Annotated in this window: 23 protein-coding genes; 9 read left to right on the top strand and 14 right to left on the bottom strand. The window is 61.6% G+C overall.

Annotation, left to right across the window (positions count from 1 at the left end):
• Window positions 1-18: 18 nt before the first annotated feature.
• From J2851_RS31840 to J2851_RS31810, 7 genes are all read right to left on the bottom strand, one after another.
• Window positions 19-600: a hypothetical protein gene (locus tag J2851_RS31840; RefSeq protein WP_209771955.1), complete on the bottom strand. Its 582-nt coding sequence runs from the start codon at window positions 598-600 to the stop codon at window positions 19-21.
• An 11-nt stretch (window positions 601-611) separates the two neighbouring features.
• Entirely contained in the window at window positions 612-956 is a 345-nt protein-coding gene (locus J2851_RS31835; RefSeq protein WP_060721690.1) for a hypothetical protein, read from the bottom strand.
• A 364-nt stretch (window positions 957-1,320) separates the two neighbouring features.
• Window positions 1,321-1,755, bottom strand: coding sequence for a DNA N-6-adenine-methyltransferase (locus J2851_RS31830; protein ID WP_209771953.1), 435 nt, complete (start codon window positions 1,753-1,755; stop codon window positions 1,321-1,323).
• A gap of 8 nt (window positions 1,756-1,763) precedes the next feature.
• Window positions 1,764-2,993 carry a hypothetical protein gene (locus J2851_RS31825; protein ID WP_209771951.1) on the bottom strand — a complete coding sequence of 410 codons (1,230 nt, stop codon included), beginning with the start codon at window positions 2,991-2,993 and terminating at the stop codon, window positions 1,764-1,766.
• 1,078 nt (window positions 2,994-4,071) lie between these two features.
• Window positions 4,072-5,019, bottom strand: coding sequence for a hypothetical protein (locus J2851_RS31820; RefSeq protein ID WP_144428135.1), 948 nt, complete (start codon window positions 5,017-5,019; stop codon window positions 4,072-4,074).
• Complete coding sequence (locus J2851_RS31815) at window positions 5,004-6,248, bottom strand: MBL fold metallo-hydrolase (protein ID WP_209771949.1); 1,245 nt, start codon at window positions 6,246-6,248, stop codon at window positions 5,004-5,006. Before J2851_RS31815 ends, J2851_RS31820 begins: the two co-directional genes overlap by 16 nt.
• Window positions 6,245-6,919, bottom strand: coding sequence for a hypothetical protein (locus J2851_RS31810; RefSeq protein ID WP_209771947.1), 675 nt, complete (start codon window positions 6,917-6,919; stop codon window positions 6,245-6,247). Before J2851_RS31810 ends, J2851_RS31815 begins: the two co-directional genes overlap by 4 nt.
• 96 nt (window positions 6,920-7,015) lie before the next feature.
• Between J2851_RS31810 and recD2 the strand changes: the two genes are divergently transcribed.
• Window positions 7,016-9,256 (top strand): SF1B family DNA helicase RecD2, encoded by a 2,241-nt coding sequence (gene recD2 / locus J2851_RS31805; protein ID WP_417281618.1) that lies wholly within the window; start codon window positions 7,016-7,018, stop codon window positions 9,254-9,256.
• 463 nt (window positions 9,257-9,719) lie between these two features.
• Here the strand turns inward: recD2 and J2851_RS31800 are convergent, their stop codons facing one another.
• Window positions 9,720-10,088 carry a hypothetical protein gene (locus J2851_RS31800; RefSeq protein WP_209771944.1) on the bottom strand — a complete coding sequence of 123 codons (369 nt, stop codon included), beginning with the start codon at window positions 10,086-10,088 and terminating at the stop codon, window positions 9,720-9,722.
• A gap of 56 nt (window positions 10,089-10,144) precedes the next feature.
• Window positions 10,145-10,312: a hypothetical protein gene (locus J2851_RS31795; protein WP_158511039.1), complete on the bottom strand. Its 168-nt coding sequence runs from the start codon at window positions 10,310-10,312 to the stop codon at window positions 10,145-10,147.
• A gap of 310 nt (window positions 10,313-10,622) precedes the next feature.
• Between J2851_RS31795 and J2851_RS31790 the strand changes: the two genes are divergently transcribed.
• Both J2851_RS31790 and J2851_RS31785 read left to right on the top strand, forming a co-directional pair.
• Window positions 10,623-11,255 carry a hypothetical protein gene (locus J2851_RS31790; protein WP_209771941.1) on the top strand — a complete coding sequence of 211 codons (633 nt, stop codon included), beginning with the start codon at window positions 10,623-10,625 and terminating at the stop codon, window positions 11,253-11,255.
• A 121-nt stretch (window positions 11,256-11,376) separates the two neighbouring features.
• Window positions 11,377-12,054, top strand: coding sequence for a recombinase family protein (locus J2851_RS31785; protein WP_209771938.1), 678 nt, complete (start codon window positions 11,377-11,379; stop codon window positions 12,052-12,054).
• A gap of 12 nt (window positions 12,055-12,066) precedes the next feature.
• Here J2851_RS31785 and J2851_RS36135 read toward each other — a convergent pair whose 3' ends face one another.
• The gene (locus J2851_RS36135; protein ID WP_246501079.1) at window positions 12,067-12,720 is read right to left on the bottom strand and encodes an SEC-C metal-binding domain-containing protein; all 654 of its coding nucleotides are present in this window, start codon (window positions 12,718-12,720) and stop codon (window positions 12,067-12,069) included.
• 79 nt (window positions 12,721-12,799) lie between these two features.
• Window positions 12,800-13,708: a hypothetical protein gene (locus J2851_RS31775; RefSeq protein WP_209771935.1), complete on the bottom strand. Its 909-nt coding sequence runs from the start codon at window positions 13,706-13,708 to the stop codon at window positions 12,800-12,802.
• A gap of 281 nt (window positions 13,709-13,989) precedes the next feature.
• Here J2851_RS31775 and J2851_RS36765 point away from each other — a divergent pair, with 281 nt between their 5' ends.
• Both J2851_RS36765 and J2851_RS31765 read left to right on the top strand, forming a co-directional pair.
• A complete protein-coding gene (locus J2851_RS36765; protein ID WP_209771932.1) occupies window positions 13,990-14,325 on the top strand; it encodes a GIY-YIG nuclease family protein in 336 nt (111 codons plus the stop codon).
• Between the two features lie 20 nt (window positions 14,326-14,345).
• Complete coding sequence (locus J2851_RS31765) at window positions 14,346-14,750, top strand: hypothetical protein (protein WP_209771930.1); 405 nt, start codon at window positions 14,346-14,348, stop codon at window positions 14,748-14,750.
• A 43-nt stretch (window positions 14,751-14,793) separates the two neighbouring features.
• Here the strand turns inward: J2851_RS31765 and J2851_RS31760 are convergent, their stop codons facing one another.
• Complete coding sequence (locus tag J2851_RS31760) at window positions 14,794-15,354, bottom strand: helix-turn-helix domain-containing protein (RefSeq protein ID WP_209771928.1); 561 nt, start codon at window positions 15,352-15,354, stop codon at window positions 14,794-14,796.
• Between the two features lie 334 nt (window positions 15,355-15,688).
• Here J2851_RS31760 and J2851_RS31755 point away from each other — a divergent pair, with 334 nt between their 5' ends.
• Window positions 15,689-16,024, top strand: coding sequence for a hypothetical protein (locus tag J2851_RS31755; protein ID WP_209771926.1), 336 nt, complete (start codon window positions 15,689-15,691; stop codon window positions 16,022-16,024).
• A 43-nt stretch (window positions 16,025-16,067) separates the two neighbouring features.
• Here the strand turns inward: J2851_RS31755 and J2851_RS31750 are convergent, their stop codons facing one another.
• The gene (locus J2851_RS31750; protein ID WP_045581539.1) at window positions 16,068-16,364 is read right to left on the bottom strand and encodes a hypothetical protein; all 297 of its coding nucleotides are present in this window, start codon (window positions 16,362-16,364) and stop codon (window positions 16,068-16,070) included.
• 742 nt (window positions 16,365-17,106) lie between these two features.
• On the opposite strand from J2851_RS31750, the gene J2851_RS31745 reads away from it, so the two are divergent.
• A complete protein-coding gene (locus J2851_RS31745; protein WP_307420799.1) occupies window positions 17,107-17,715 on the top strand; it encodes a recombinase family protein in 609 nt (202 codons plus the stop codon).
• On the opposite strand, the gene J2851_RS31740 is transcribed toward J2851_RS31745, so the two are convergent.
• Complete coding sequence (locus tag J2851_RS31740; protein ID WP_144428130.1) at window positions 17,675-18,061, bottom strand: hypothetical protein; 387 nt, start codon at window positions 18,059-18,061, stop codon at window positions 17,675-17,677. The two genes, J2851_RS31745 and J2851_RS31740, sit on opposite strands and share 41 nt — an antisense overlap.
• Window positions 18,062-18,317: 256 nt before the next feature.
• Between J2851_RS31740 and J2851_RS31735 the strand changes: the two genes are divergently transcribed.
• Window positions 18,318-18,554 (top strand): hypothetical protein, encoded by a 237-nt coding sequence (locus J2851_RS31735; RefSeq protein WP_045581516.1) that lies wholly within the window; start codon window positions 18,318-18,320, stop codon window positions 18,552-18,554.
• A gap of 724 nt (window positions 18,555-19,278) precedes the next feature.
• On the top strand, window positions 19,279-19,662 hold the full coding sequence (locus tag J2851_RS31730; RefSeq protein ID WP_045581515.1) for a hypothetical protein: 384 nt from the start codon (window positions 19,279-19,281) through the stop codon (window positions 19,660-19,662).
• The last annotated feature ends 304 nt before the right edge of the window (window positions 19,663-19,966 follow it).

Genomic DNA, 19,966 nt, shown 5'->3' with positions numbered 1-19,966 from the left:
AGGCAGCAGCTTGGTCGATTAACTGCCCGCCTGTTCCAGTTGGTCCCACGATGCTGCCGCCAAATCCCGGAGAGCCTCCAGGCGAGCCTGAAGGCGTTCGGCTCGGGCAATCGCAGCGTCTCTCTGGGCTTCAGCCTGCTCGGCTCGAACAACCATGGCTTTCATCATGGCGTCTGCGTGTTTGACGCGAGCGTTCAGTTGTCGTTCAGTGTCCTGCCATAGCCCTTCGGCAACCCGGAAGGTCCGCTGCCAGTCGTTAACCAAACCAATCCAATGGCTAACTTCGCGTCTGCGATCCGCCGATGCGGCATCCCTCGCCGCGTTGATTGCTCTCTTGGCTGCCCAGTAGATCCGCTCCTTCTCCCGATACGATTTTCCCTTTCTGTCCTTTGTCAGAAGTTCGTTGATAGCTTCCTCTCCTTCTCCCGGCGGAATGACCAAGAGGTCTGCAAGGGACCACCCAGCTTCCCGGCAAGTTCGGGTGAAAGCCAATGCTGCGGCATCCCGCTCGCCCTCGTGAACGCTCCCGAGCATGCCCAATATTTTCTGAAGCCGAGCGACCGTCGCGGTGATGTCGTCTTTCAGCACAGGGGTGGTCATGAGCCATCCTCCTATTGTGCATCATCGATATGCGGAGGCAGCGGCGGGGCGATGTTGCCGCTCTCCGCCGCGATGGAGATCCGCTCCTCCTCGGAAATCCATTCGACATCGTCTGCCTCGCAGTAGACCTCACCGTCTTCATGCTCGTATGGGAGGTTAAACTCCGTCAGAATCTCCCCAGAGGGAGCAATGACGAACCAATCTTCATCCTCGAACTCGTCGAGATACCACACGACTTTGTAGATCTCCGTGCACGCATCAAGGCTTGGGAGCCCATCAGCACGAAACGTATCATTCCAGTTTCGTAGTTTGTAGAACTTTGAAGCATAACTGAAACTCGTTTCACTGTATTTCATGGCAAAGCTCCACCGTTCCGCGACCAGTGGTCGTCGGCATATTGATGTGCGGATAGATGATCACTAGATAAGTCTGTCTGTGTTCCTCGGCTCGTCAGACACGACGCTGCCTGCTCCCGAGGAATTGGTGACCATCCGGCTATTCGCGTTCAAATCCCCTTGGCGGCTACTGAGAGCGTACCCTTGGGGATCATGACTGCCACGGCAGCCCCCGGATGCTCCACCTCGCCAGTCTCGATGTCGGTCATGACGTGGAGTGATTCCTCCAGCACCTCGCCCGCCGGGATCTCCAGGAGTTTGTCGCCGAATCGGATGATCGACCACCTGGACCCCTCCAGGCCAACTTGGAGGCATTCGGCAATGATCAGAGCACCAACACCGAAGCCTCCGTTTTCCGCCGTTCGGCCCCGTCGGGCCACTCGATATAGGCCTGATGGCGGCGGATACAGAACATCACCGGCAGCACGTGGTAATGGAACCAGCCAGCGTAGAGGCTCGCCGACAGGAAACCAATGACCGCGATGATCCAACCGGTCTCGGCTTCGCCGACTACCTTCCGGCACCACTCCATTGTTTGGCTGTATGGCGGATTGCACCACACCACGCCCGACCCCGGCTGCGACAGCCCGTCCTGTTTCCTCGTGAACCGTCGCCGTGCCGGCAGCGTCCGGATGGCCGGCGACGCCACATCCAGGTCCACTTGGCGAAGGGCGAGCCTATTCAGTACCTCCTGGACTACAGATCCGGGGGTGTACCATTCATCTGAGGAGTTCACGTAATTGACCAAGGGGCGGACCATGGCGAACCTCACTCGACGCAAGTCGGCAGGGAGTAGAAGACGTTCTTGCCCACCTTCCGGCGACGCAGGGTCCCGTCGCGGACTAGCTTCTGAATTTTAAGATATGCCGCGTAACGGCCGGTCGGAACATCTCCAGCCTGGAACTCCGGCATCGAGCGGGCGACGGCCATGATGTGGTCATATGTGGTGGGACCGACTGCAACGTCCGGAACGGCCTCATAGATTCGTGCCTGTTTGGCTCCGGGCAGCCGGATCGCTCGGAGTTGCCCTGTGCTCAGCATCGCCTTGATCTCCTCACTGACGACGGATCTGGGCAGAAGGAACTTCGCGGTGATGTCCGCGGAAGTCACCCGTCCGCGTATCATCACGTATTTGAGTATCTGGCGGCGGTCTTCTTGGACCTGCTCGGGAGTCCGCTTTTTGGTGCCGCGGCGAAGAAGCGGTTCGGGGGCATCCACGTCATGACCAAGTTTTCCCGCTGCCAACTCGTTCACCATGGCCATCAGCTTCTTCACCCTCCCAGCGTGAAATTCCGCGGTCTTGCGGATTTCCAACAATTCTTGTTCGAGATGCCGATTACGATTTGTGAGGTCATTAACCTCCTGGGTAAGGTCAAAGATCCTTCGATTCAGCCGGGCAACAACCAGCAGAGCATTGTCGAGCCGCCTCTTCGTAGACCGATTGGATTCCTCCCGCTCATGCTGCTCGGCGAGATGTTGTCGCAAGCTCTCGATTTCATGGTCACGCTGCTGGAGCAGTATCCGAAGATCGCGAAGCTCATGTTCGCGGTCCTGCTGAACGGCTGGCTTGTTGAGGGTGAGCCGCAGGTCGGCCAGCATGGCGTCCAGCGAATCCTGTTCCGGAACCGACACTGCCGTCGCCCGCTTCTCGACGGGTTCCGGCTTTGGCTCTTGATCAGCCATATAGATTTCGATGACGGCCCAAGCCCGTTCCTGCCGTCTGAGTCTCACTTCCGTATTCTGGATCGCGTCCCGAACGACCCGGCGGAACCGAGCACGTTCGGTGTCGGACCGGCTATCCCCGAGGCGTTGGTCGAGTAGTGGCAGCTTGCAGGATCGGGCCGCGTTCAGTTCCATTACGTGGATCTCACGAAGCGGAGCACCGGCAATGAAGATATGCTCAAGTTGTACGACCGTTTGATTTGCCCGAGCAGTCGCTGGTTGGGCGAGCCAAAGTTCCATACCGATCAACGTGTCGAAGGCCTCCCAAAGATCCATTGCGATCTCCTGTAAATACGCCTATTGGCAGGATCTCGTATGAGTGCGATTTGGCGGCTTGAGCAATCTGCTCGCATGCCGACATCGGTCCTTTCCCGAAACCGTGGATTCCGAGTTCATATCTTGGGTTTCTGAATTTCTCGGTGGCTTCAGGCGGCTGCCCCCGAGGGGCAAGCTCGCCGGATCGCATCCCAGTGTGGAATTCGATATAAACGAATATTCTTGACGGATAAAATCGCTCTGCCGTCAGGATAAATGGCATATTTGCCATAATTGTCCCGGCTGACGCTTGGTAAATCTAGGACTATGACAGAAAAATACTTAGCGAATCCACGGAATCTCAGGAGCGAACTGCATCCCGAGCCAACAAAATTCTGCTGTTTTGCTTTCAACCTCGCTGTGTTCGTGGGAGTAACATAACGCGATTTCTGTGGCCTGAAAATATGACAGGTTCCATAGGCACCTCTCAGGTTCCATTTCCCGTCTTCTTGACAGCCTTGAAATCTGTATAATTATAGCCGCTCCTAAAATTTTCCTTCATTGAGGCCCTGCCTTGGCGACTCGGGATTCGGGCGAGCGGAATGAACCTACATTGGGAGCATGCCGGGGATCAAAGGGGGGGCATATATCTCATCGGATATATCCCAAACCTTGGGTCTGGCTACGTGTGGTCCCGACCGTGTGAGTTTGGGTAGGACACGGGGATTGGCGGGTACTCTGCGGGTCTCCGCCCCATCGCCGCTACTGATAGCCAAGCCCTTGCCGGGCGGCGGCAGAGGGCCGGCCAAACGGGCGGGAGAGCCCGCGGTAGGGCTGCCGGCGATGCGGCTGCTCCAGCAGTATCTGGAGCAGCCACCGGGCGATGAAGCCCCGGATCGCTGGGAGAATTTCCCGCCCTGGTCCAGGGCGGTCTGCTCCGCCCCGAGGGCCGCCCGGCCAAGCGGTTCTGCCGGAGATCTTCGCCCTCCGTGCCTATTGACGATGCCATGGTGGGAACTGACGACGGAAGGCTCAGGAGCGATATGACGGTTGAGGGCAGCCAGCGGTTCGTTCTTGCAGGTGTCTTCACCCCTTCCCCCTACGGTGCCGAGATTCCATTGGTGAACCCGACGCTGTTGCCGCGGAGCAGGATGCGGTCGGCCCCCAGCAGGTCCACAAGCTTGCCCCGGTGCTTGGTCCAGACCACCCCCCTCCGCTGATCGTCGTCGAAACCGAACAGGACCAGCCGAGGCCGGTCGCAGATCACCAAGGGCTTCTCACCGGCCAGCACCTTCCGCAGCACCGCATCCCGCTCAGGATGACGACCGACGACACCCTTCATCGCCAACAGGTTCCCGAACACCCGCCGGTAGGATCGCTCAACTTGTTCGCCGTGTTGCCGCAGCAAGGCAGCGTAGCGGTTGACCTGCTCCACGACCTTCGGCGGGGTATCGCCGCCGGCCCTGACCTCAGAGTTGGAGAACAGCTTTGCCTCGAAGAAAACCAGCCGGACCTCGTCGACCATCTCGTGGATGGCGGCGAAATCGACCCGTGGGTTGCCGGAGTCACCCTCTTCAGTGCCGGCTACGCTGAATGCGACCTCCACATCGACGATGTTCGGGTTGCCCATGACGATATCATGGACGCCGACCTTTTCGGCACCGGCATAGGGCTTGGCCGCCGCCTTGAGGGATCGAAGGTCGCCGATGTTCTGGGTGAGAAAAGACGCCGGGTCAGGGATCACGGGGCGGCCATCCTCGACCAGGACATAGTCGGGCGTTCGACCGGCTCGGAGCAGGTACTTGTAGTGGACCCGTCCGACCAAACGCCCCTTTTCGCAGGATACCTTCAGCAGGCTGTTGCCCCGCCAGTAGACGTTCAGGTAGTTCGACCTAACGGCGATGAGGAGATCGGTGTCGTCAGCCAGCGTCCTCCACCAACCACCCGCATCGTAAGCCGCGTTCAACGCGGAGACGAACGCGTCGTCGATGCCGCGGTCGAACACGGTTGGCATAATCGTCCCGTCCAGCGTCACACCTCCCACCATTCCCCATCTCCCCGAACGTCCACATTGTCGAAATAGTCAGAGTAGCGATCCGGGCCGAAGCTGTGCACAGGGACCAGATGCCGGGGCCGAACTGCATCGGCCAGACGCTTCAGATCCCTTATGGACGCGTGTCCGGAAGTGTGAACCTTCACCATCGGCAAACTATGCCGGTTGAGCCAATCCAGGAATGGTTCCGAGCGTTCGTCCTGGAGGTACCCTTCCCACATCGAGTAGACGACCGAGCCCCCTGCGAGGCAGCCCGCCCGCTCCAGGTCCTCGCACATCGACGGGCGGAACAGGACGGTGGTCATCGAGGCCGCCGACGCAAGCTCTTCCGGATAAATGCGGTTGGTCCGGTACCGTGGGATGAGATCATAGAGTTCGTGTCGCTTCACCCATACCCGCTGCCGGTGGGGCAGGAACACTCGAACGCCGTTCCACCAGCCTTGAGGTATCCGGTCGTTGCCGGTGGCCCTCAGCACCTCGGCGGTGTAGAGGTCAATCACCAGTTGGCGGCCGGTCTTCCGGCACGCCCGGAACATCGTCACCAAACGGTCGATGTTTTGGCCGGAAGCGTACACCAGCACTGTGCCCCTCGTGGCCTGCATCACATCCACGAATTCGTGCTCCAGGTCGTCCTCCGAGGGGAAGCTGCCGTCCTCGCCAAGACGGCCGATGGAAGAGCCCTCCATCAGAAGGACATCGACACCGACGGGCGGCTGCTCGATGATCCGCTCAACCAGGGCTGCCTTCCGACCGTGCACCCGGAAATCGCCGGTGTAGAAGAGCCGCTTCCCGTCGGCTTCAACGAGGAGCGAGTAGGCGTCGTACGCCGAGTGATCGACCAGCAAGGGCTGGACGCGGAAGGGGCCAATCTCCACCACCTGCCGATCACGCAACGGAATCACGTTCTGGAACGAAACGCCCGAACGGATGAAGCACGCCGCCGCCTTGAGGATTCGGTCGGCCGCCTCGCCGATCATGATCGGTAGATCGGGGCGGAGGTGCCGGGCAAGGCCATAGTGGTCCTGGTGGGGATGGGAGATCACGGCGGCCAGCAGGCTGTCGTCCGGGTCGCGGAAGCCCGGCACCGCGGGCAGCAACGACACGGTGTCGTCAGCGGCATCCAGCGGCAACCCGACATCAAGAGCGATCCGCTGACCACCGGCCTCGATCTCGATGCAGGTGCCACCGATCTGTTTGGCCCCGCGATGGATGCAGACCCTCATCTTGGGTCCGCCGTGATGCTGTTCAGCAAATAGCGAAACGTCCCGTTGGTGCCGGGCACCGTCGAGTACTCACGCCACGCCGCTATGTAGGTGCCCTTCAGCATAACCGCGTGCTCGCGGTTCCGTTTGGTTCCCGCCGCCGCCCGCTCACCCCAAGCCAAGGAGCCCGACAGCCGCCGCCCCTCAGGAAGACGAAATGCGGCGTCGATGGTCCCGGCTTCGGAACCACCTAACCAGCACTGCCGGGTATTCGTCAACAGCACGGCGTGCCCCTCGATGGGACCTTGGTTCTGGAACGCATTCACGACCCGTTCGAGTCGTTCGATGTCGGCGACGCAGTCGTACCGGCGGACAGGCATGGCACTCTGGTGAGCGAGCCGAAACTCCTCACCACCGATGACCGCCTCCAGCTTCGACGTGAGGTACTTCAGTTCGACGGCCACGATCCGCTCCCCCAGACGAAGCCAAATGTCGATCTCCGGCCGCGGCCCGGTGATGGCCGGCTTGTACTCCAACCGCACCCCGGCGGAGGGGTGGAGTTCCCGAACGGTCCAGGCGAAGGCGTGCTGGAAGTCGGCTTCCGAATGGAACACCGGCCGGCTGGTCGCCAGCCGCCGCATGATCTCTTGGATATCGGTAGTGGCCGTCGTAAGACTCTCGATGCCAACCAAGTCCGGACAGCCTCCTACCTTATATTCCGGCAATCCCGGACCTCATGTATCATCGCCCAAAGCTGAGTTGGAACAACCGGCTTTCCAGCCGCTCGCGTGACGGTCAAGATGCCGCATTCACCCGCAGTCGAACACCGGGAATTCCTCTCGGGCCTGATCGAACGGGTCACCTACCACAACCCCGAGAACGGCTACTGCGTGCTGCGGGTAAAGGCTCGTGGCCACCGGGACCTCGTGACCCTCATCGGCCATGCCGCCTCGATTCAGCCCGGTGAATGGGCACAGGCCAGCGGCAACTGGGAGGTCCACCGAGAACACGGGCAGCAGTTCCGGGCGACGCACCTGAAAACGGCCCAACCGACCTCCCTGGAGGGAATCGAGAAGTACCTGGGTTCCGGGCTAATCAAGGGCATCGGCCCGGTGTACGCCAGGAAGCTGGTGAAGGCGTTCGGCGAGGCGGTGTTCGACATCATCGAACAGGACCCGAGTCGTCTGTCCGAGGTCACAGGCATTGGGCCGAAGCGGGCCGCCAAGATCACCTCGGCCTGGGCCGACCAGAAGGCGATTCGGGAGATCATGGTCTTCCTCCAAAGTCACGGTGTCGGGACCTCGCGGGCCGTGCGGATCTTTAAGACCTATGGGGTGGACGCCATCGCCCTTGTGACCGAGAACCCCTACCGGTTGGCCCGTGACATCCGGGGCATCGGCTTCAAGACTGCCGATATGATCGCGGAGAAGTTGGGTATCCCGCAGGACGCCATGATCCGGGCCAGGGCGGGCATCTCCTACACCCTGCTTGAGGCGGTCGATGACGGCCACTGCGGATTGCCCAGGGACGACCTACTCACCACGGCGGAGAAGCTCCTGGAGATCCCGGTGGCGATCCTGGAGGACGCGATCCGGCTCGAACTCGACGACGGTGTAGTCGTCGCCGACCAAGTGGCTGATCAAGACTGCGTATTCCTCCGCCGGCTTTGGGAGGCCGAGCGGGTGATCGCCGGCAGGGTTGCGTTGCTGCGGGAGGGGGAGCCACCTTGGCCCAGTGTCGACGCTGACAAGGCCATTCCGTGGGTTGAGGGGAAGCTCGGCGTCAGCCTCGCCGCGAGCCAGAAGGACGCGGTCAGGATGGCCCTGGCGTCGAAGCTCATGGTGATCACTGGGGGGCCGGGCGTCGGCAAGACCACCTTAGTGAATTCGATCCTGAAGATCCTGGCGGCCAAAGGCGTTCATGTCCTCCTCGCCGCTCCGACCGGCCGGGCTGCGAAGCGGATGACCGAGGCAACCGGCATGGAGGCCAAGACGATCCACCGCCTGTTGGAATTCGACCCCACGACCGGCGGCTTCCGCCGAAACGAGGAGATGCCCTTGCAATGCAATCTCCTGGTCCTGGACGAAACCTCAATGGTGGACGTTCCCCTCATGGCGTCGGTCCTACGGGCTGTGCCGGCGAAGGCGGCTGTCATCCTGGTCGGCGATGTGGACCAGCTACCGTCTGTAGGACCGGGGCAGGTCCTAGCCGACACCATCGAGTCGGAGGCGGTGCCGGTCGTCCGTCTGACAGAGGTCTTCCGACAGGCGGCGACCAGCCAAATCATCACGAACGCTCACCGGATCAACGCTGGCCAGATGCCGGTCCTGACGCCGCCGAAGGACGGCGAGACCACCGACTTCTACTTCGTCGATACCGCCGACGCCGAAGATGCGGTCAGAAAGGTCGTGGAGATCGTCCAGCACCGCATCCCCCGGCGGTTCGGGTTCGACCCAATCCGCGATATCCAAATCCTGACCCCGATGAACCGTGGTGGTCTCGGTGCCCGCACGCTGAACCTCGCCCTCCAGGCGGCCCTGAATCCGGCGGTCGATCAGCCCGCCGTCGAGCGGTTCGGCTGGACCTACCGGCCCGGCGACAAGGTCATGCAGGTTGAGAACGACTATGACAAGGAGGTCTACAACGGGGACCTGGGGCTGGTGACCGCCATTGATCCCGACGCCCAGGAGGTCGTGATCAACTTTGACGGTCGAGACGTAGTGTACATTTTTGGGGAACTCGATGAGGTCTCGCTGGCTTTTGCGACCACGATCCACAAGTCGCAGGGCTCGGAGTACCCGGCAGTCGTCATACCCATTGGGATGCCACACTTCATGATGCTCAAGCGGAACTTGATCTACACTGGGGTAACGAGGGGCAAGAAACTCGTGGTCCTGGTTGGTCAGCGGCGGGCAGTGGGGCTCGCTGTTCGAACTGCTGAGGACGGTCGAAGGTGGTCGAAGCTCCGTGAAATCCTGAAGAAGCCTGTGCCGGTCAAAAATCAGGCCGGCACTTGGCTGACTTCTTGAGGGCCAGCCTTCAAGGCACACGGGAAAACCGCATGCCCCAGGCTCCCGCAGTCATTCCTCAGGTGCCTGTCGGAGGAGTGTCCACCGACTGGTCGCCGTCCCCAATCGTGAGGGACCGCACCGAGAGGTTCGGCGTAGTGTCGCTGGTTGGTACGTCGCCCACGATCACAGTCCGGCTGACCGTGGACCAGCATCTCGCCGGGACCGACGGTAGCGTCCGGATCGGCCTCGACTTGCAGAAGACGAGCATCCGATGCACCTGTGGGGCGATGTCGCCCCTGTACCCCCCTGGCGGCAGCCTCGATTGGGCTCTGCCAGAGGCCGCTGTCAACGGCCTTGTGGACTGCATTGACCATGACGAGCTTGCCTCGCTGCTCCACCATCTGCCGGCCGGATCGCTGCCGGCCATGCAGGTTTCGCTTTGATAGCGAAACACCCCAGCATTCATCCATCTGAGAAAGACTTAGACATACTGAATGGAGCAGTACTGAATGGAGCAGTTTCGCTGGAAGTCGTCCCAGTCAATATTCTCAATAACTTTATTGAAGCTCTGCTTCTCATCTTCATGAACGGGAAGCAGAGAGGCACCGCCTGCGTCAACTTCAACCTCAATTCCGCAGCCATCCACATCGAACTGCACCCAATGAGCATCCGTTGGGTTCCACGGACAAGGGGAAATGTCGACGAGAAGCTCGCACGAAATGGCTTCATCGTTCTCCCCAAGAGTAAATCGGTAGGACAGCTTAACCTCGGAATAGAGACGGAAGGAGAATCCGGCTGCGAATTTCTGAGCCAGAAGTTCCGAAGCACTGATGCAGGTATCGATGTTCATTGGTGACATCCTTGTATACGCATGAAGAGAGAGTTTCACTGTATTGAGGATAGAGGTTAGCTTGGACTGGCCATTTCCTCGGCCAGCATGGACAGGATCTGGAAGTCGAGATCAATGGCGTCGTTGTTCACGACGAGATCCGTCACGGCATTGAACAGCAGGCTGGAGATCCGCTCAGCAACAATCGGTGGGACGTTTTCACCGAGAATTCGGTAGGCGTTCATTTGCTTGTCTCTTTGGCTGTTTTGACGTTGGCCCTGACAGAAGCTCTACAGGCTCTGAAACGCTGAAGTCAAAATTCCGGATTTGAATTTCAAGCGGTTGAATGGGTCAGAATTGGAGCAACGGTCTCTAATCCGAACAGATCCGGTCCGACATATGTGACAACGGCGAGGCTGACCATGATGGAATTCTTGGCCTCATCCACAGACACCGATGTTCATCAGGGGGAAGCATCGCGGCCAGCTTGCAAAGCTCATTGTTTTTTCTCACGTCGGTCAGTGTGGTTGGATTGTTGATCCCGAGCCTACGTGGGTGGAATCGCTCAAGTCAAAATTCCCGACGGTGCCGGAAGGCCGCATGGGGGTGATGAGCGACAGGCTGATGATCCCCGTAGAATGGTCAGGCGGCGGGGAGGTCGGCTTCGGTGTGCCCGCCCTGGAGCGGCTCATGCACGCCGACGCGTGGCAGTCCATCTGGCTGGGGCGGCGGGAAACCCTGTGGCAGATCCGGGCACTCGGTGCCGAACCGCTGCCGTTGTTCGCAGCAGCCGACGCCAGAGCCCAGTCGGGGGACAACCGCGGACCGGTCGAGCGGGGGACGAACCCGACGTGGACCTGCCCGGCGATGTGGCTGCTCCAGCAGCACCTGGAGCAGCCACCGGGCGATGAAGCCCCGGATCGCTGGGAGGATTTCCCGCCCTGGTCCAGGGCGGCCCTCGCGGGCCTTCTGACGGCGTTGCGGCAGCCCCGACTCGATCTGTCGCCGGCCGACCAGGAGACTATCTGGATGGTGGTCACGGCGGACATCTACCTGCCGCCCGGCCTGGAGGCGTCCCTACCACTGCTCCAGGAGGTGCCCCGAGAGGTCATGGTGATGAAGCTGATCGCCATCGCCCAGGCTGGTAACAATACCTACGGTGCCGGCGTCCCCATCAGGCGGTCCTGACCGACGGCCGCCCGGATGTCATCGACCACCGTCATCCCGCGATCCGCACCGGCGTGAGTTGACAGTTCTCGGAACCGTGGGATGTTCGAGTTCAGTGAACGACGGTTTAATGGGTTGTGACATGCGATACGTGACGTATTATCGGGTGAGCACGCGAGACCAGGGTCGCAGCGGTCTCGGCCTGGACGCCCAACGGGCCGCCGTCCAGCGGTTCCTCCGCGACGATGACACTCTCGTCGCCGAACACCAGGACATCGAGACCGGCAAGCGGGACGACCGTGAGGGGCTTGGGCAGGCGTTGCGGGCTTGCCGGATTTACAATGCGGTTTTGCTGATTGCCCGGTTGGACCGACTCAGCAGGAACATCGCCTTCGTGACCCGCTTGATGGCTGATGGCGTCCAGTTCGTCAGCGTGGACAACCCGGCCATCAACGAGTTGACCGTTCACATTCTGGCCGCTGTCGCAGAAGCCGAGAGGAAGGCGATTTCCGAACGAACCCGCCTTGCCCTAGCCGCAGCGAAAGCCCGCGGCACCAAGCTAGGCAACCCCGCCAATCTGAAAGGACAGGACGAAGGACGGCAACGCGGAGCGGCGGCCGTTGCGGCCCAGGCCGCCAAGCGTGCAGCGGATCTCCGCGACGTAATCGCCGCCATTCAGGCCGACGGCGTAACAAGTCGGCGGGGAATTGCCCGCGAACTCAACCGCCGCGGCATCCGGAGCACTCGCGGCCAGGACTGGTCGGCCGGTCAGGTCCACGTCCTGCTGGGCCGCCTCAGCCATGTCTTCCCTACCGCCTAGGTGCGACCACCCTCAGTCGTTTCCGTGGCATTTTTTGAATTTTTTGCCACTCCCACACGGGCATGGGTCATTCCGACCGACACGTCTTTGATTCTGCCCTCGGCCCTTTTTGCCATACCGCTCTGCTAGGTAGTTCAAGAGCACCTGCTGGCGGGATGCGAGAGGAAACAGTTCGGCTGGATTGAACGAGACTGTCAATCCCACAGATTTTCTTTCCATAAATGCCGCCATTTCGGCGGCATTTTCGAGAAATTCACGAAGATATGGGTCGTCAGCGATGGCAAGTCTTCTGTTGTCAATCCGTCGATTGCTCTCCCAATCATAAACCGTCTCCGGATCAGGAACGAACAGGACCTTCTTTTCTCTTTCGGGTCGGGGCGTCACATCGATCAGATCGCCCGTTGGGGATCTCCAGACAGCGTGGTGCTCCGCTTCGATGAACACCCCCGGCCATTCCCAGATGCTCCAGCCGTAGGCGATCTCCCCGCCATCTCTTTCGACCTTCGCGGCAACGTTCGGAAAGCACTCGCTGACGACAGCGGTGGGTTCTGGGACAACCGGCACGAACACGGGAGGTGCCGGAGCAATGCTCCGGCAAAATTCCTCTATAATATTCGTAACGGCTTTAGGAGTTGAAGAATTCAAAGCCAACGGGGGGAAGTCCATGCCGCCCTCTGAGGAGTAATACATCGGGTTGAACCAATAACCGGTCAGCGTTCCAGCAAATACACGCTGCCTCCTCTCATCAGGCGGTTATCTGCCACCCCGTCAAGTCGCTGGATGCAGGCTGACAGACCGTGTGCTTGATCGTCCAGTTGTTCACGTCCTTCGCACCGCTCACGATGGCGGCGAGGTCACCTGTGAAGCTGGGAGTCTTGTCCACGACACGCTGGATGGTCACATCGCGGCAGTTATTGCCCCCGCGATTGTATCGCTCGCCCGCCCGGACATTGCCGCCAACGGCCTCCACCATGAGCCAGCCTGAGCGGCCCTCCGGGTTCGTCACGGCATCGTGCACGGCCTTGGCAATCTGTTGCCGCTCCGTCTCGACGAGGCGGGAAAGGTTCGGCGACCCCGTCATCTGGGCGGTCAGGGCGTCGTATTGGGCGATCAACTCCTGGGCCGCCTTGGCCTTCGGCTGGGCAAACCGGATCGGCTTCAGCGTGGACGACAGAGGGGAAACTTCAGCCAGGAAGGCTTCGTTGTTCGCCCCCGTGTTGGCGAAGAGATCGACGCCTACGAAATCGTGCACCGGCGATGGACTCCGCTTGCTCTGGGTCGAGAAAATGTCAGCGATGAACAAGATGCGGTCACCCGCGGCACAGATCCCGTAGGCGTAGCGGCCGTTCTGTTTAGCACAGAAGGCGGCGAAATCCCGATGGAAGGCCGCGATCCCGCCAGCCGCCGAGGCCACGTCCTTCTGAACACGTTGGTACGTTTGCCCCTTTAGCTCGTTGGCACTGCCCATCACCTTGCTGAGGCCGGTCGTGTGATCGACGAACCGGACCTTGGCGAAGGACACCACGTCGTTGGAGTTGGCTAACGCGAGGGCCGGATCAGTGTTCGCGAGGATTCCGCCCCCGCCGTTGCTGGTCTGGCAGGCAGAGATCATCAGCGTCGCGGCCAGAACCGCGGGAAGAGCGAGCCGGGGCATTTTCGTTTCCGATTGAGTGTTCCGCATGCAGCATCCTCTCGGGATAGCATGAACAGAAGCCGCTCTCAACTTACGACACAACTCCAGAAGCGGTTCTGCTCCTGGACATTGGGTCGTGCCCACCGGCATGCCGCCCAGCAGTGTCGCGGCTCAGTCTGCCATTCATCAGGGCCGCCACGGCGAAGACCGCAGCCCCGTTACGGCAGCGGGTCTTCCCTGTGGCATGGTTGCACACGCCCCGGAAGTTCACGTACCATGATTTTCTCACCTTGGGGGCGTCGATGGGATACAGGCCACGCTTTCTGTATGTTGCGGTTTCTATTGATCACCCAAATCGCGTGAAGGTTGGAATCTCAGATCATCCAAGGCAACGTGGCGAAGAGCTTTGTCTCGGTTCGTACGCGGGCTCAGACCGGTGGCGGATTGCATTCGCCCAAAGGATTTGGAATGCCGAAAAGGCCGAGCGAATGGCCCATGGAGTTCTCAAGAGGCGGCATGGTCGGGCTGAGGGTTTGGTCGGCGGGAACGGTAGAAGATCACGGGAGGTGTTTGAAGCTCCGTTCCAGCATGCCGTTGCACTTGTGCGAAAGTTCGGTCGCGATTTTGGCCGTCGATGACCCGGACGGACACACGTCAAATGTTCCTCATCCTTCCTGTGGCTTTCTTCGGTTTGTTCCTCTACGTCCTCACGAAGGTCCTGAAAGCCGCCGTTCGAAGCCAGGAGGTTGCACGCTTCGGGAATGGCAATGGACTCGCCGAGTACAAGGACAACCATCCGGACTGCTGCCGCGACGGCACGGTCGCCTGTTACGCCTGCGGGGGCGGCGACATCTGGCTGGAAAAGGTCGCTGACGACTGCTTCAACCATCGGTGCCGGGCGTGTGCGACCCTGCTTTACCAGTCGAACACCCGATACCCGGCCGGTACACGCCAGTCCGAGCAATACCGAAACCTTCGGGAATGGATGGAGGGTGAACGACGGAAACGCCAGCTTCAGGCCCACCGAACCGAACCGCGGCACGACGACGAGAGAGTACATTGAGGCTGCGACCTTCTCCTAACCGTGCCTACCTCGGCCTGAGACCCTATCCCAGCACGTCCTCGACGGCCTCAGGGTGCTGCTCGATCACCTTCAAAAGGATGCGGGTCGGGGAATCGGGTTGGTAGCGACCCTGTTCCCAGTTCTGCACCGAATCGACATCGAAGCGGAACTGGACCGCGAACTCCTTCTGGGTCACCCCGAGTTTGGCCCGGATCGCCTTCACGTTGATGGAGACCGGCGGATGCGGGAAGCCCACCGCGACACCCAGCCGCTCTAGCGTGGAGACCACCTCGGCCGGCTCCGGAGCGTCCGCCAGCAGGACAGGCAGCTTCTCCCCGGCGACCAGCCGGGTGACGACCTCGTGGGCTTTGCGGAGCACCAGCCCCCAGCGGGCCAAGGTCTGGATCAGGGTGACGGGGTGATCGACGGCCCCGCCGAGCCGCAGGACGACGCTAACGGTGGAACGGATGGGGCTGGGCTTCTGGCCCCGCTGCTTTCCTGTTGTTCGGGTCGCTCCCTGAACGACAACTTTCCGGACATTGGCGACCTCCGGCAGCGTGCGGCCGACAGCGTTCAGCCCCGACCGCCCCAGGGCGAACATCACGCCCCCAGTCGAACGTCAGGGCCACCCCGCCGACGGCGATCTGCTCCACGGAGACATCGAACACCTTGACCAGGATCACCACCGAGGCCACGGCCAGGAGGTTCTGCTTGGTAGTTCGGGTCGCGGTCGAGAGGGGATTGGCTACCATGCTGGGGTTCCACGTGGTCGTGGATCAGGTCCGGCGGGTGGCCCGAAAAAGACCAGAAGATACGCTCGGCCGTGCAACCCTAAGGCCATCCTGACCGCGTCCTTTATGACGCTGTGGTGCATCTGCGGTCGATTGTGCAATACAGCCTGATCCGCTGGCCCAGGCCGGCATGAAGAGGAATTGACCATGAACCGCGTGGTAATCGTCGGGGCTGCTCTGGTGGCTCTGCTGTCCGGTCCGGCCCAGGCTCAACTGGGACCGCCGCAATCAAAAGTTCAGCGTCCCGTCTGCGAGGTGATTCAGGACGCCTCCAACTTGATGGATCTTCAGCCCAAGCTTTCCGATGCAATGGAACAATGCGGGTCGGAAAGCTGGGTGTCCGTGAACCTCGGAATCTTTTCCGCGGCCGATGTGGCGGGTCTGATCTGTCGGCCGGGTCTCCCCGTCGTGGTTGACGGGGGCAAGCTGGGATGCATGGGCGGCGTGTGGTCGGTTAACCGCCGGGTCGTCAAGACCAAGTAGGAATGGTGGGCCTGGGCCGCTGGAATCCAGAACGGTACAGGCCCTATTTCCCTCTTGGCGGTTCAGGCGGCGTGATCCCCACCTCCGCATCGGTCAGGTACCGATCCCGTTCGACCATGAAACAGCGTTTGATGGCTGGCCTCTCCGCTGTGGGAGTATGGGTGGAGTACCCGCAGACCTGAAGGGAGCCGGTTGCCGAATCCAAGACCCAAACCGACGTGTCCCCGGCCTTGACCATCTGGAACTGACCGACGTTGGATGGTGGGCGGCCGACAAGTCCATACAGGACGGAGCCGCCCAGAATGGCGGCCGACACGACAATTGCGGTCTGGGTATTCATGAACTTCCTCTGGGATCGGTCGGGAGCGACAGCATAACAGCAGTTGTACAAGGGTCGAGCCTTGTCCGGAAACGGCCCAGAACAGCAGTTGGGGATCGCGTGATCAATACGCCCAATGCCGCAAGGGGGTTCGGTCATGTCCCCCCTCGGTGAGCCAGAGCAATCTCGGTGAACCGGAGCAATCACCCCGTCCCGCGACTTCACCATCATCCTATGACTGTTCCATCCATCGGCCTTGGCCTGTCGGCGGATGGTCGGCTCCGAAACGCCGCGTGTGGCCGCGATCCGGGCCAGCGGGTTGTCGGGGAAACTGCGTGGCATGCGGGCAGTGTAGCGGCCGGGCGGGTGGAAATCGAAATTCCACTGTTCCAGGACCGGGCCATGGCGTCCTGGACGGCGAACGTCCCGACCCGGTGTACCGGGGGCATGTTCCGTTCGGGTCGGTCGGCGAGGCGTCGGCTGACGGGAAGAGCGGATCGGGGGTACGGCCCAGGTCGGGGTCAAGAACGGCTCAGGATGCGGGCTGGGATTGGGCTCAGTATGGAATGAGAGAACGGCAGGGTGGAGAACACTGGGAAAGCACCAGCCCGGCTTGGTCGAATCCTGAAGCTCTGACGCTTGGGTCTACCCCCCGGCATAGCATGGTCGAGGGGGCAGCCGCCATGTAATCCCACATGGCCCTGCCGGTGCTACCCAGCGGGCCTGAGTGCCACCGGGGCCGGATTTGACAGTTTTGGAACCCATGGTTCACTGGGTTCTTGAGTTGTCAGGAACCGAGGACGCCATGCTGGTCGGCTACGCCCGCACATCCACCCATGATCAGGTCGCCGGCTTCGAGGACCAGATCGAGCACCTGAAGCGGCTCGGCGTCGAGAAGGTCTTCGCCGAGCAGGCGTCGGCCGTGGGAGACCGGCCCCAGCTTGCGTCCTGCCTGGACTTCCTCAGGGAGGGCGACACGCTGATCGTCACCCGCCTGGATCGCCTGTGCCGGTCCACCGCCCACTTCTGCGAGGTGTTTGACCGGCTGGAGCGGAAGGGAGCGGCGATCCGCGTCTTGGACCTCGGGATCGACACCTCCAGCCCCACCGGCCGGATGGTGGCTGAGATCGTCGTGGCGGTCGCGGCGTTCGAGCGGCGGCTCTTGCTGGAGCGGCAGCGGGTCGGCATCGCCGCGGCCAAGGCCCAGGGCAAGTACCGCGGCCGAGCCCCGACGGCCCGGCGGCGGTTCGCCGAAGTGATCGAACTCCGCCGGGCCGGCGTGCTGCCGGCCGAGATCGCCATCCGGCTCGGCATCAGCCGGTCGTCGGTGTTCAGGGCGTTGCGGGAAGCGAAGGCATCCGCAATGCCCTGAACCACGCCGCCGTTCCCACGACAGGTCCGTAAGGTGCATCAGACCGCGAGCGGTTGCCCGGAAACTCGACCTCAATGCCGATAGACCCGACATAGATCGGTTCGACCGGCACGTCCGGCTGATTCTTCCAAGCGGTCAGATGCGATGCCAAAAGGTCCCGAACGGCTTCTTGTCCAGGCAGGTGGCTCTCGGCAATCAAGGACGCCCGAGCAACCGAAATGACCAGATCGGCAACCACCTCATGGCTCACCGGTCCGGTATGTTCGTAGTTCGAATGCCCAAGGATCACCCAGATCTTCTGTTGAGTTCCGTCCGCCCAGCGGATTTTGACGGTAGCCAGTTCCATTTTTGCTTTCCCTTCGTATGTGGAGGCCCTGTGACCTCGCTGAGGTCCTGGCTACCTGACTCCGAATCGGGAAGTCGAAATTAAAAGTTCTGGGCAGACGCCTTTTCATCGCGATGCCGATGCCGATGGCGGAGCGGCGTGGCCCCGGCGATCCAGGCCGTCCTGGACGGGCGGGACGGCCGTCCGGAACCCGGCCGGTAAATACCCGGAGCCCGTCACGGGGCCAGCCGACAACCAGCCAATCCGAGGTCCCGCCATGAAGGCCAGCGAGGTCTATTTCAACCGCAGTCCCCGATCCCAGCATCCCCACGACCATGTAGCCATCCTGGTCCTGGATGGCTCGAACTGGGTCAGGTTCCGCTCCTTCTTCGAGCCGGGTGACGCCGGTGTCGTGATCCTGGACGCCCAGGTGGACGGCATCGACCGCATCGTGGTGCGGGCGGGGTGTGCGACCCAGGAGGTCCTGGAGCGACTCTGCGACGGCTGGGCCTGACGGTCTGGCCCCAGGGGGGGAAAACCTTCTTTCCCTACTTAGAGGCACCAATCCTCCCGTTCTGCCCAGGTCAAAGGGGGGGAAAACCTTCTCCTCCAGGAGGAGGAGAACGCTCCCCCGCCTCTGCCCCGGTCAAAACGAGATGATCGAACCTAACACCGGCCCTCCCGGCGTGAGTCTCGGGCTTCGCCCTCGTCTCCCGCCGTGCCGGGCCTCGTTGCCGACTGCGTCGCCGTGGGGAATTCGGCCATGCCAGCGGCTTCGGGGAAACACGGTCGTGGCCGCTCCTGCGTCGCGACCACGAGGTGCCGACCTTCGCGGCCCTCGCTGCCGCTCGGCCCGCTCCGGCCGGCACCGGAGTGCTTCGCCGGATCTGGATGGGTCGGAACCGCCGTGCCCGAGCTTGCGTCAGGGCCGGTATGGCCCGGCTGTCCGGCGGGTCGCTGCCGTTCAGACCGGGCTGGCGAGGTGGGCATCGGCCGAGCCCAGGGCCAGGATGGGTGCCCGGCCTGGATCGCGGAGACCAGGGAAACCGGGGGCCAGGATGAGCCGCCCCATCACCAGGAAGGCTCGCCGGGAATTTTGCGTTCCGAAAAGGCCGGGTGGTAAAAATGAAGGAGGAGAAGAGCGAGGACCAATGGGTAATGCACGCCCAATCCACGAACGGCTGGAAATGCACAGTGAGGACGACCTCAATACAGGATGCCGGATCTGGAAAGGAAGAGTGGACAAGAACGGCTACCCGGTGCTGAAGATCAACGGCGAACGTGTATGCGTTCGCCCCGTAGCCTTCGAAGCGGCCTACGGAAACCGTCTCAACTCCAACATGGTCGGGCGACCGCAGATTCGCATGACCTGCGGGATGAAGACCTGCATCAACCCCGCCCACATGACCGTCCGAACCGACGAGGACCGATTGTTCCTGGAGATCCGGCAGGAGGTCTACCTGAACGGCCGGACCAGGGCCGAGGCGAACCCCCGCTTTGCATTCATGACGACACCGAAGTTCGTTGACGCCGAGGCACGCCGACAGCTTGAGATCCGGCTGGCCAGGGAGGCACCGCTCACCCCAGAAGTCCAGGCGATCCTGGATCAGATCCGCCGGTAAGGGTGAGGAACGCTGGCGGCCATGCCGGCGAGGCCAACAGCGGGATCGGTAACGATCCGATCACTCCGGCTGGTTGCCGCAACGAGGTATGACGGCCTCATTTGCCGCCCTGGGCGTGCCGCTGACCATGCCGTTCTGGAACCACTCGACCGCCAAAAGCCGGTGCTGGACAATGTCACCGGACAGACCTGACCCGGTGCCCGCATGACCCTCCTCGGCTCCACCATTACTTGTGTTCCCATTGATTCGGCTGGGAAATCCGCCCCGAACGGGGTGTCTGACCCGGTGTGTGACACAGCCCTGT

It is taken from the genome of Azospirillum rugosum, assembly GCF_017876155.1.
GTDB classification, from domain to species: Bacteria; Pseudomonadota; Alphaproteobacteria; order Azospirillales; family Azospirillaceae; genus Azospirillum; species Azospirillum rugosum.
This window is presented reverse-complemented; position numbering and strand designations above follow the sequence as displayed.

What these genes read in the sequence shown, in the direction of transcription:
- J2851_RS31840 (WP_209771955.1), bottom strand. Translation starts at nt 600, where the DNA reads ATGACCACCCCTGTGCTGAAAGACGACATCACCGCGACGGTCGCTCGG.
- J2851_RS31835 (WP_060721690.1), bottom strand. Translation starts at nt 956, where the DNA reads ATGAAATACAGTGAAACGAGTTTCAGTTATGCTTCAAAGTTCTACAAA.
- J2851_RS31830 (WP_209771953.1), bottom strand. Translation starts at nt 1,755, where the DNA reads ATGGTCCGCCCCTTGGTCAATTACGTGAACTCCTCAGATGAATGGTAC.
- J2851_RS31825 (WP_209771951.1), bottom strand. Translation starts at nt 2,993, where the DNA reads ATGGATCTTTGGGAGGCCTTCGACACGTTGATCGGTATGGAACTTTGG.
- J2851_RS31820 (WP_144428135.1), bottom strand. Translation starts at nt 5,019, where the DNA reads ATGGTGGGAGGTGTGACGCTGGACGGGACGATTATGCCAACCGTGTTC.
- J2851_RS31815 (WP_209771949.1), bottom strand. Translation starts at nt 6,248, where the DNA reads ATGAGGGTCTGCATCCATCGCGGGGCCAAACAGATCGGTGGCACCTGC.
- J2851_RS31800 (WP_209771944.1), bottom strand. Translation starts at nt 10,088, where the DNA reads ATGAACATCGATACCTGCATCAGTGCTTCGGAACTTCTGGCTCAGAAA.
- J2851_RS31795 (WP_158511039.1), bottom strand. Translation starts at nt 10,312, where the DNA reads ATGAACGCCTACCGAATTCTCGGTGAAAACGTCCCACCGATTGTTGCT.
- J2851_RS31785 (WP_209771938.1), top strand. Translation starts at nt 11,377, where the DNA reads ATGCGATACGTGACGTATTATCGGGTGAGCACGCGAGACCAGGGTCGC.
- J2851_RS36135 (WP_246501079.1), bottom strand. Translation starts at nt 12,720, where the DNA reads ATGGACTTCCCCCCGTTGGCTTTGAATTCTTCAACTCCTAAAGCCGTT.
- J2851_RS31775 (WP_209771935.1), bottom strand. Translation starts at nt 13,708, where the DNA reads ATGCCCCGGCTCGCTCTTCCCGCGGTTCTGGCCGCGACGCTGATGATC.
- J2851_RS36765 (WP_209771932.1), top strand. Translation starts at nt 13,990, where the DNA reads ATGGGATACAGGCCACGCTTTCTGTATGTTGCGGTTTCTATTGATCAC.
- J2851_RS31765 (WP_209771930.1), top strand. Translation starts at nt 14,346, where the DNA reads ATGTTCCTCATCCTTCCTGTGGCTTTCTTCGGTTTGTTCCTCTACGTC.
- J2851_RS31755 (WP_209771926.1), top strand. Translation starts at nt 15,689, where the DNA reads ATGAACCGCGTGGTAATCGTCGGGGCTGCTCTGGTGGCTCTGCTGTCC.
- J2851_RS31750 (WP_045581539.1), bottom strand. Translation starts at nt 16,364, where the DNA reads ATGAATACCCAGACCGCAATTGTCGTGTCGGCCGCCATTCTGGGCGGC.
- J2851_RS31745 (WP_307420799.1), top strand. Translation starts at nt 17,107, where the DNA reads ATGGTTCACTGGGTTCTTGAGTTGTCAGGAACCGAGGACGCCATGCTG.
- J2851_RS31740 (WP_144428130.1), bottom strand. Translation starts at nt 18,061, where the DNA reads ATGGAACTGGCTACCGTCAAAATCCGCTGGGCGGACGGAACTCAACAG.
- J2851_RS31735 (WP_045581516.1), top strand. Translation starts at nt 18,318, where the DNA reads ATGAAGGCCAGCGAGGTCTATTTCAACCGCAGTCCCCGATCCCAGCAT.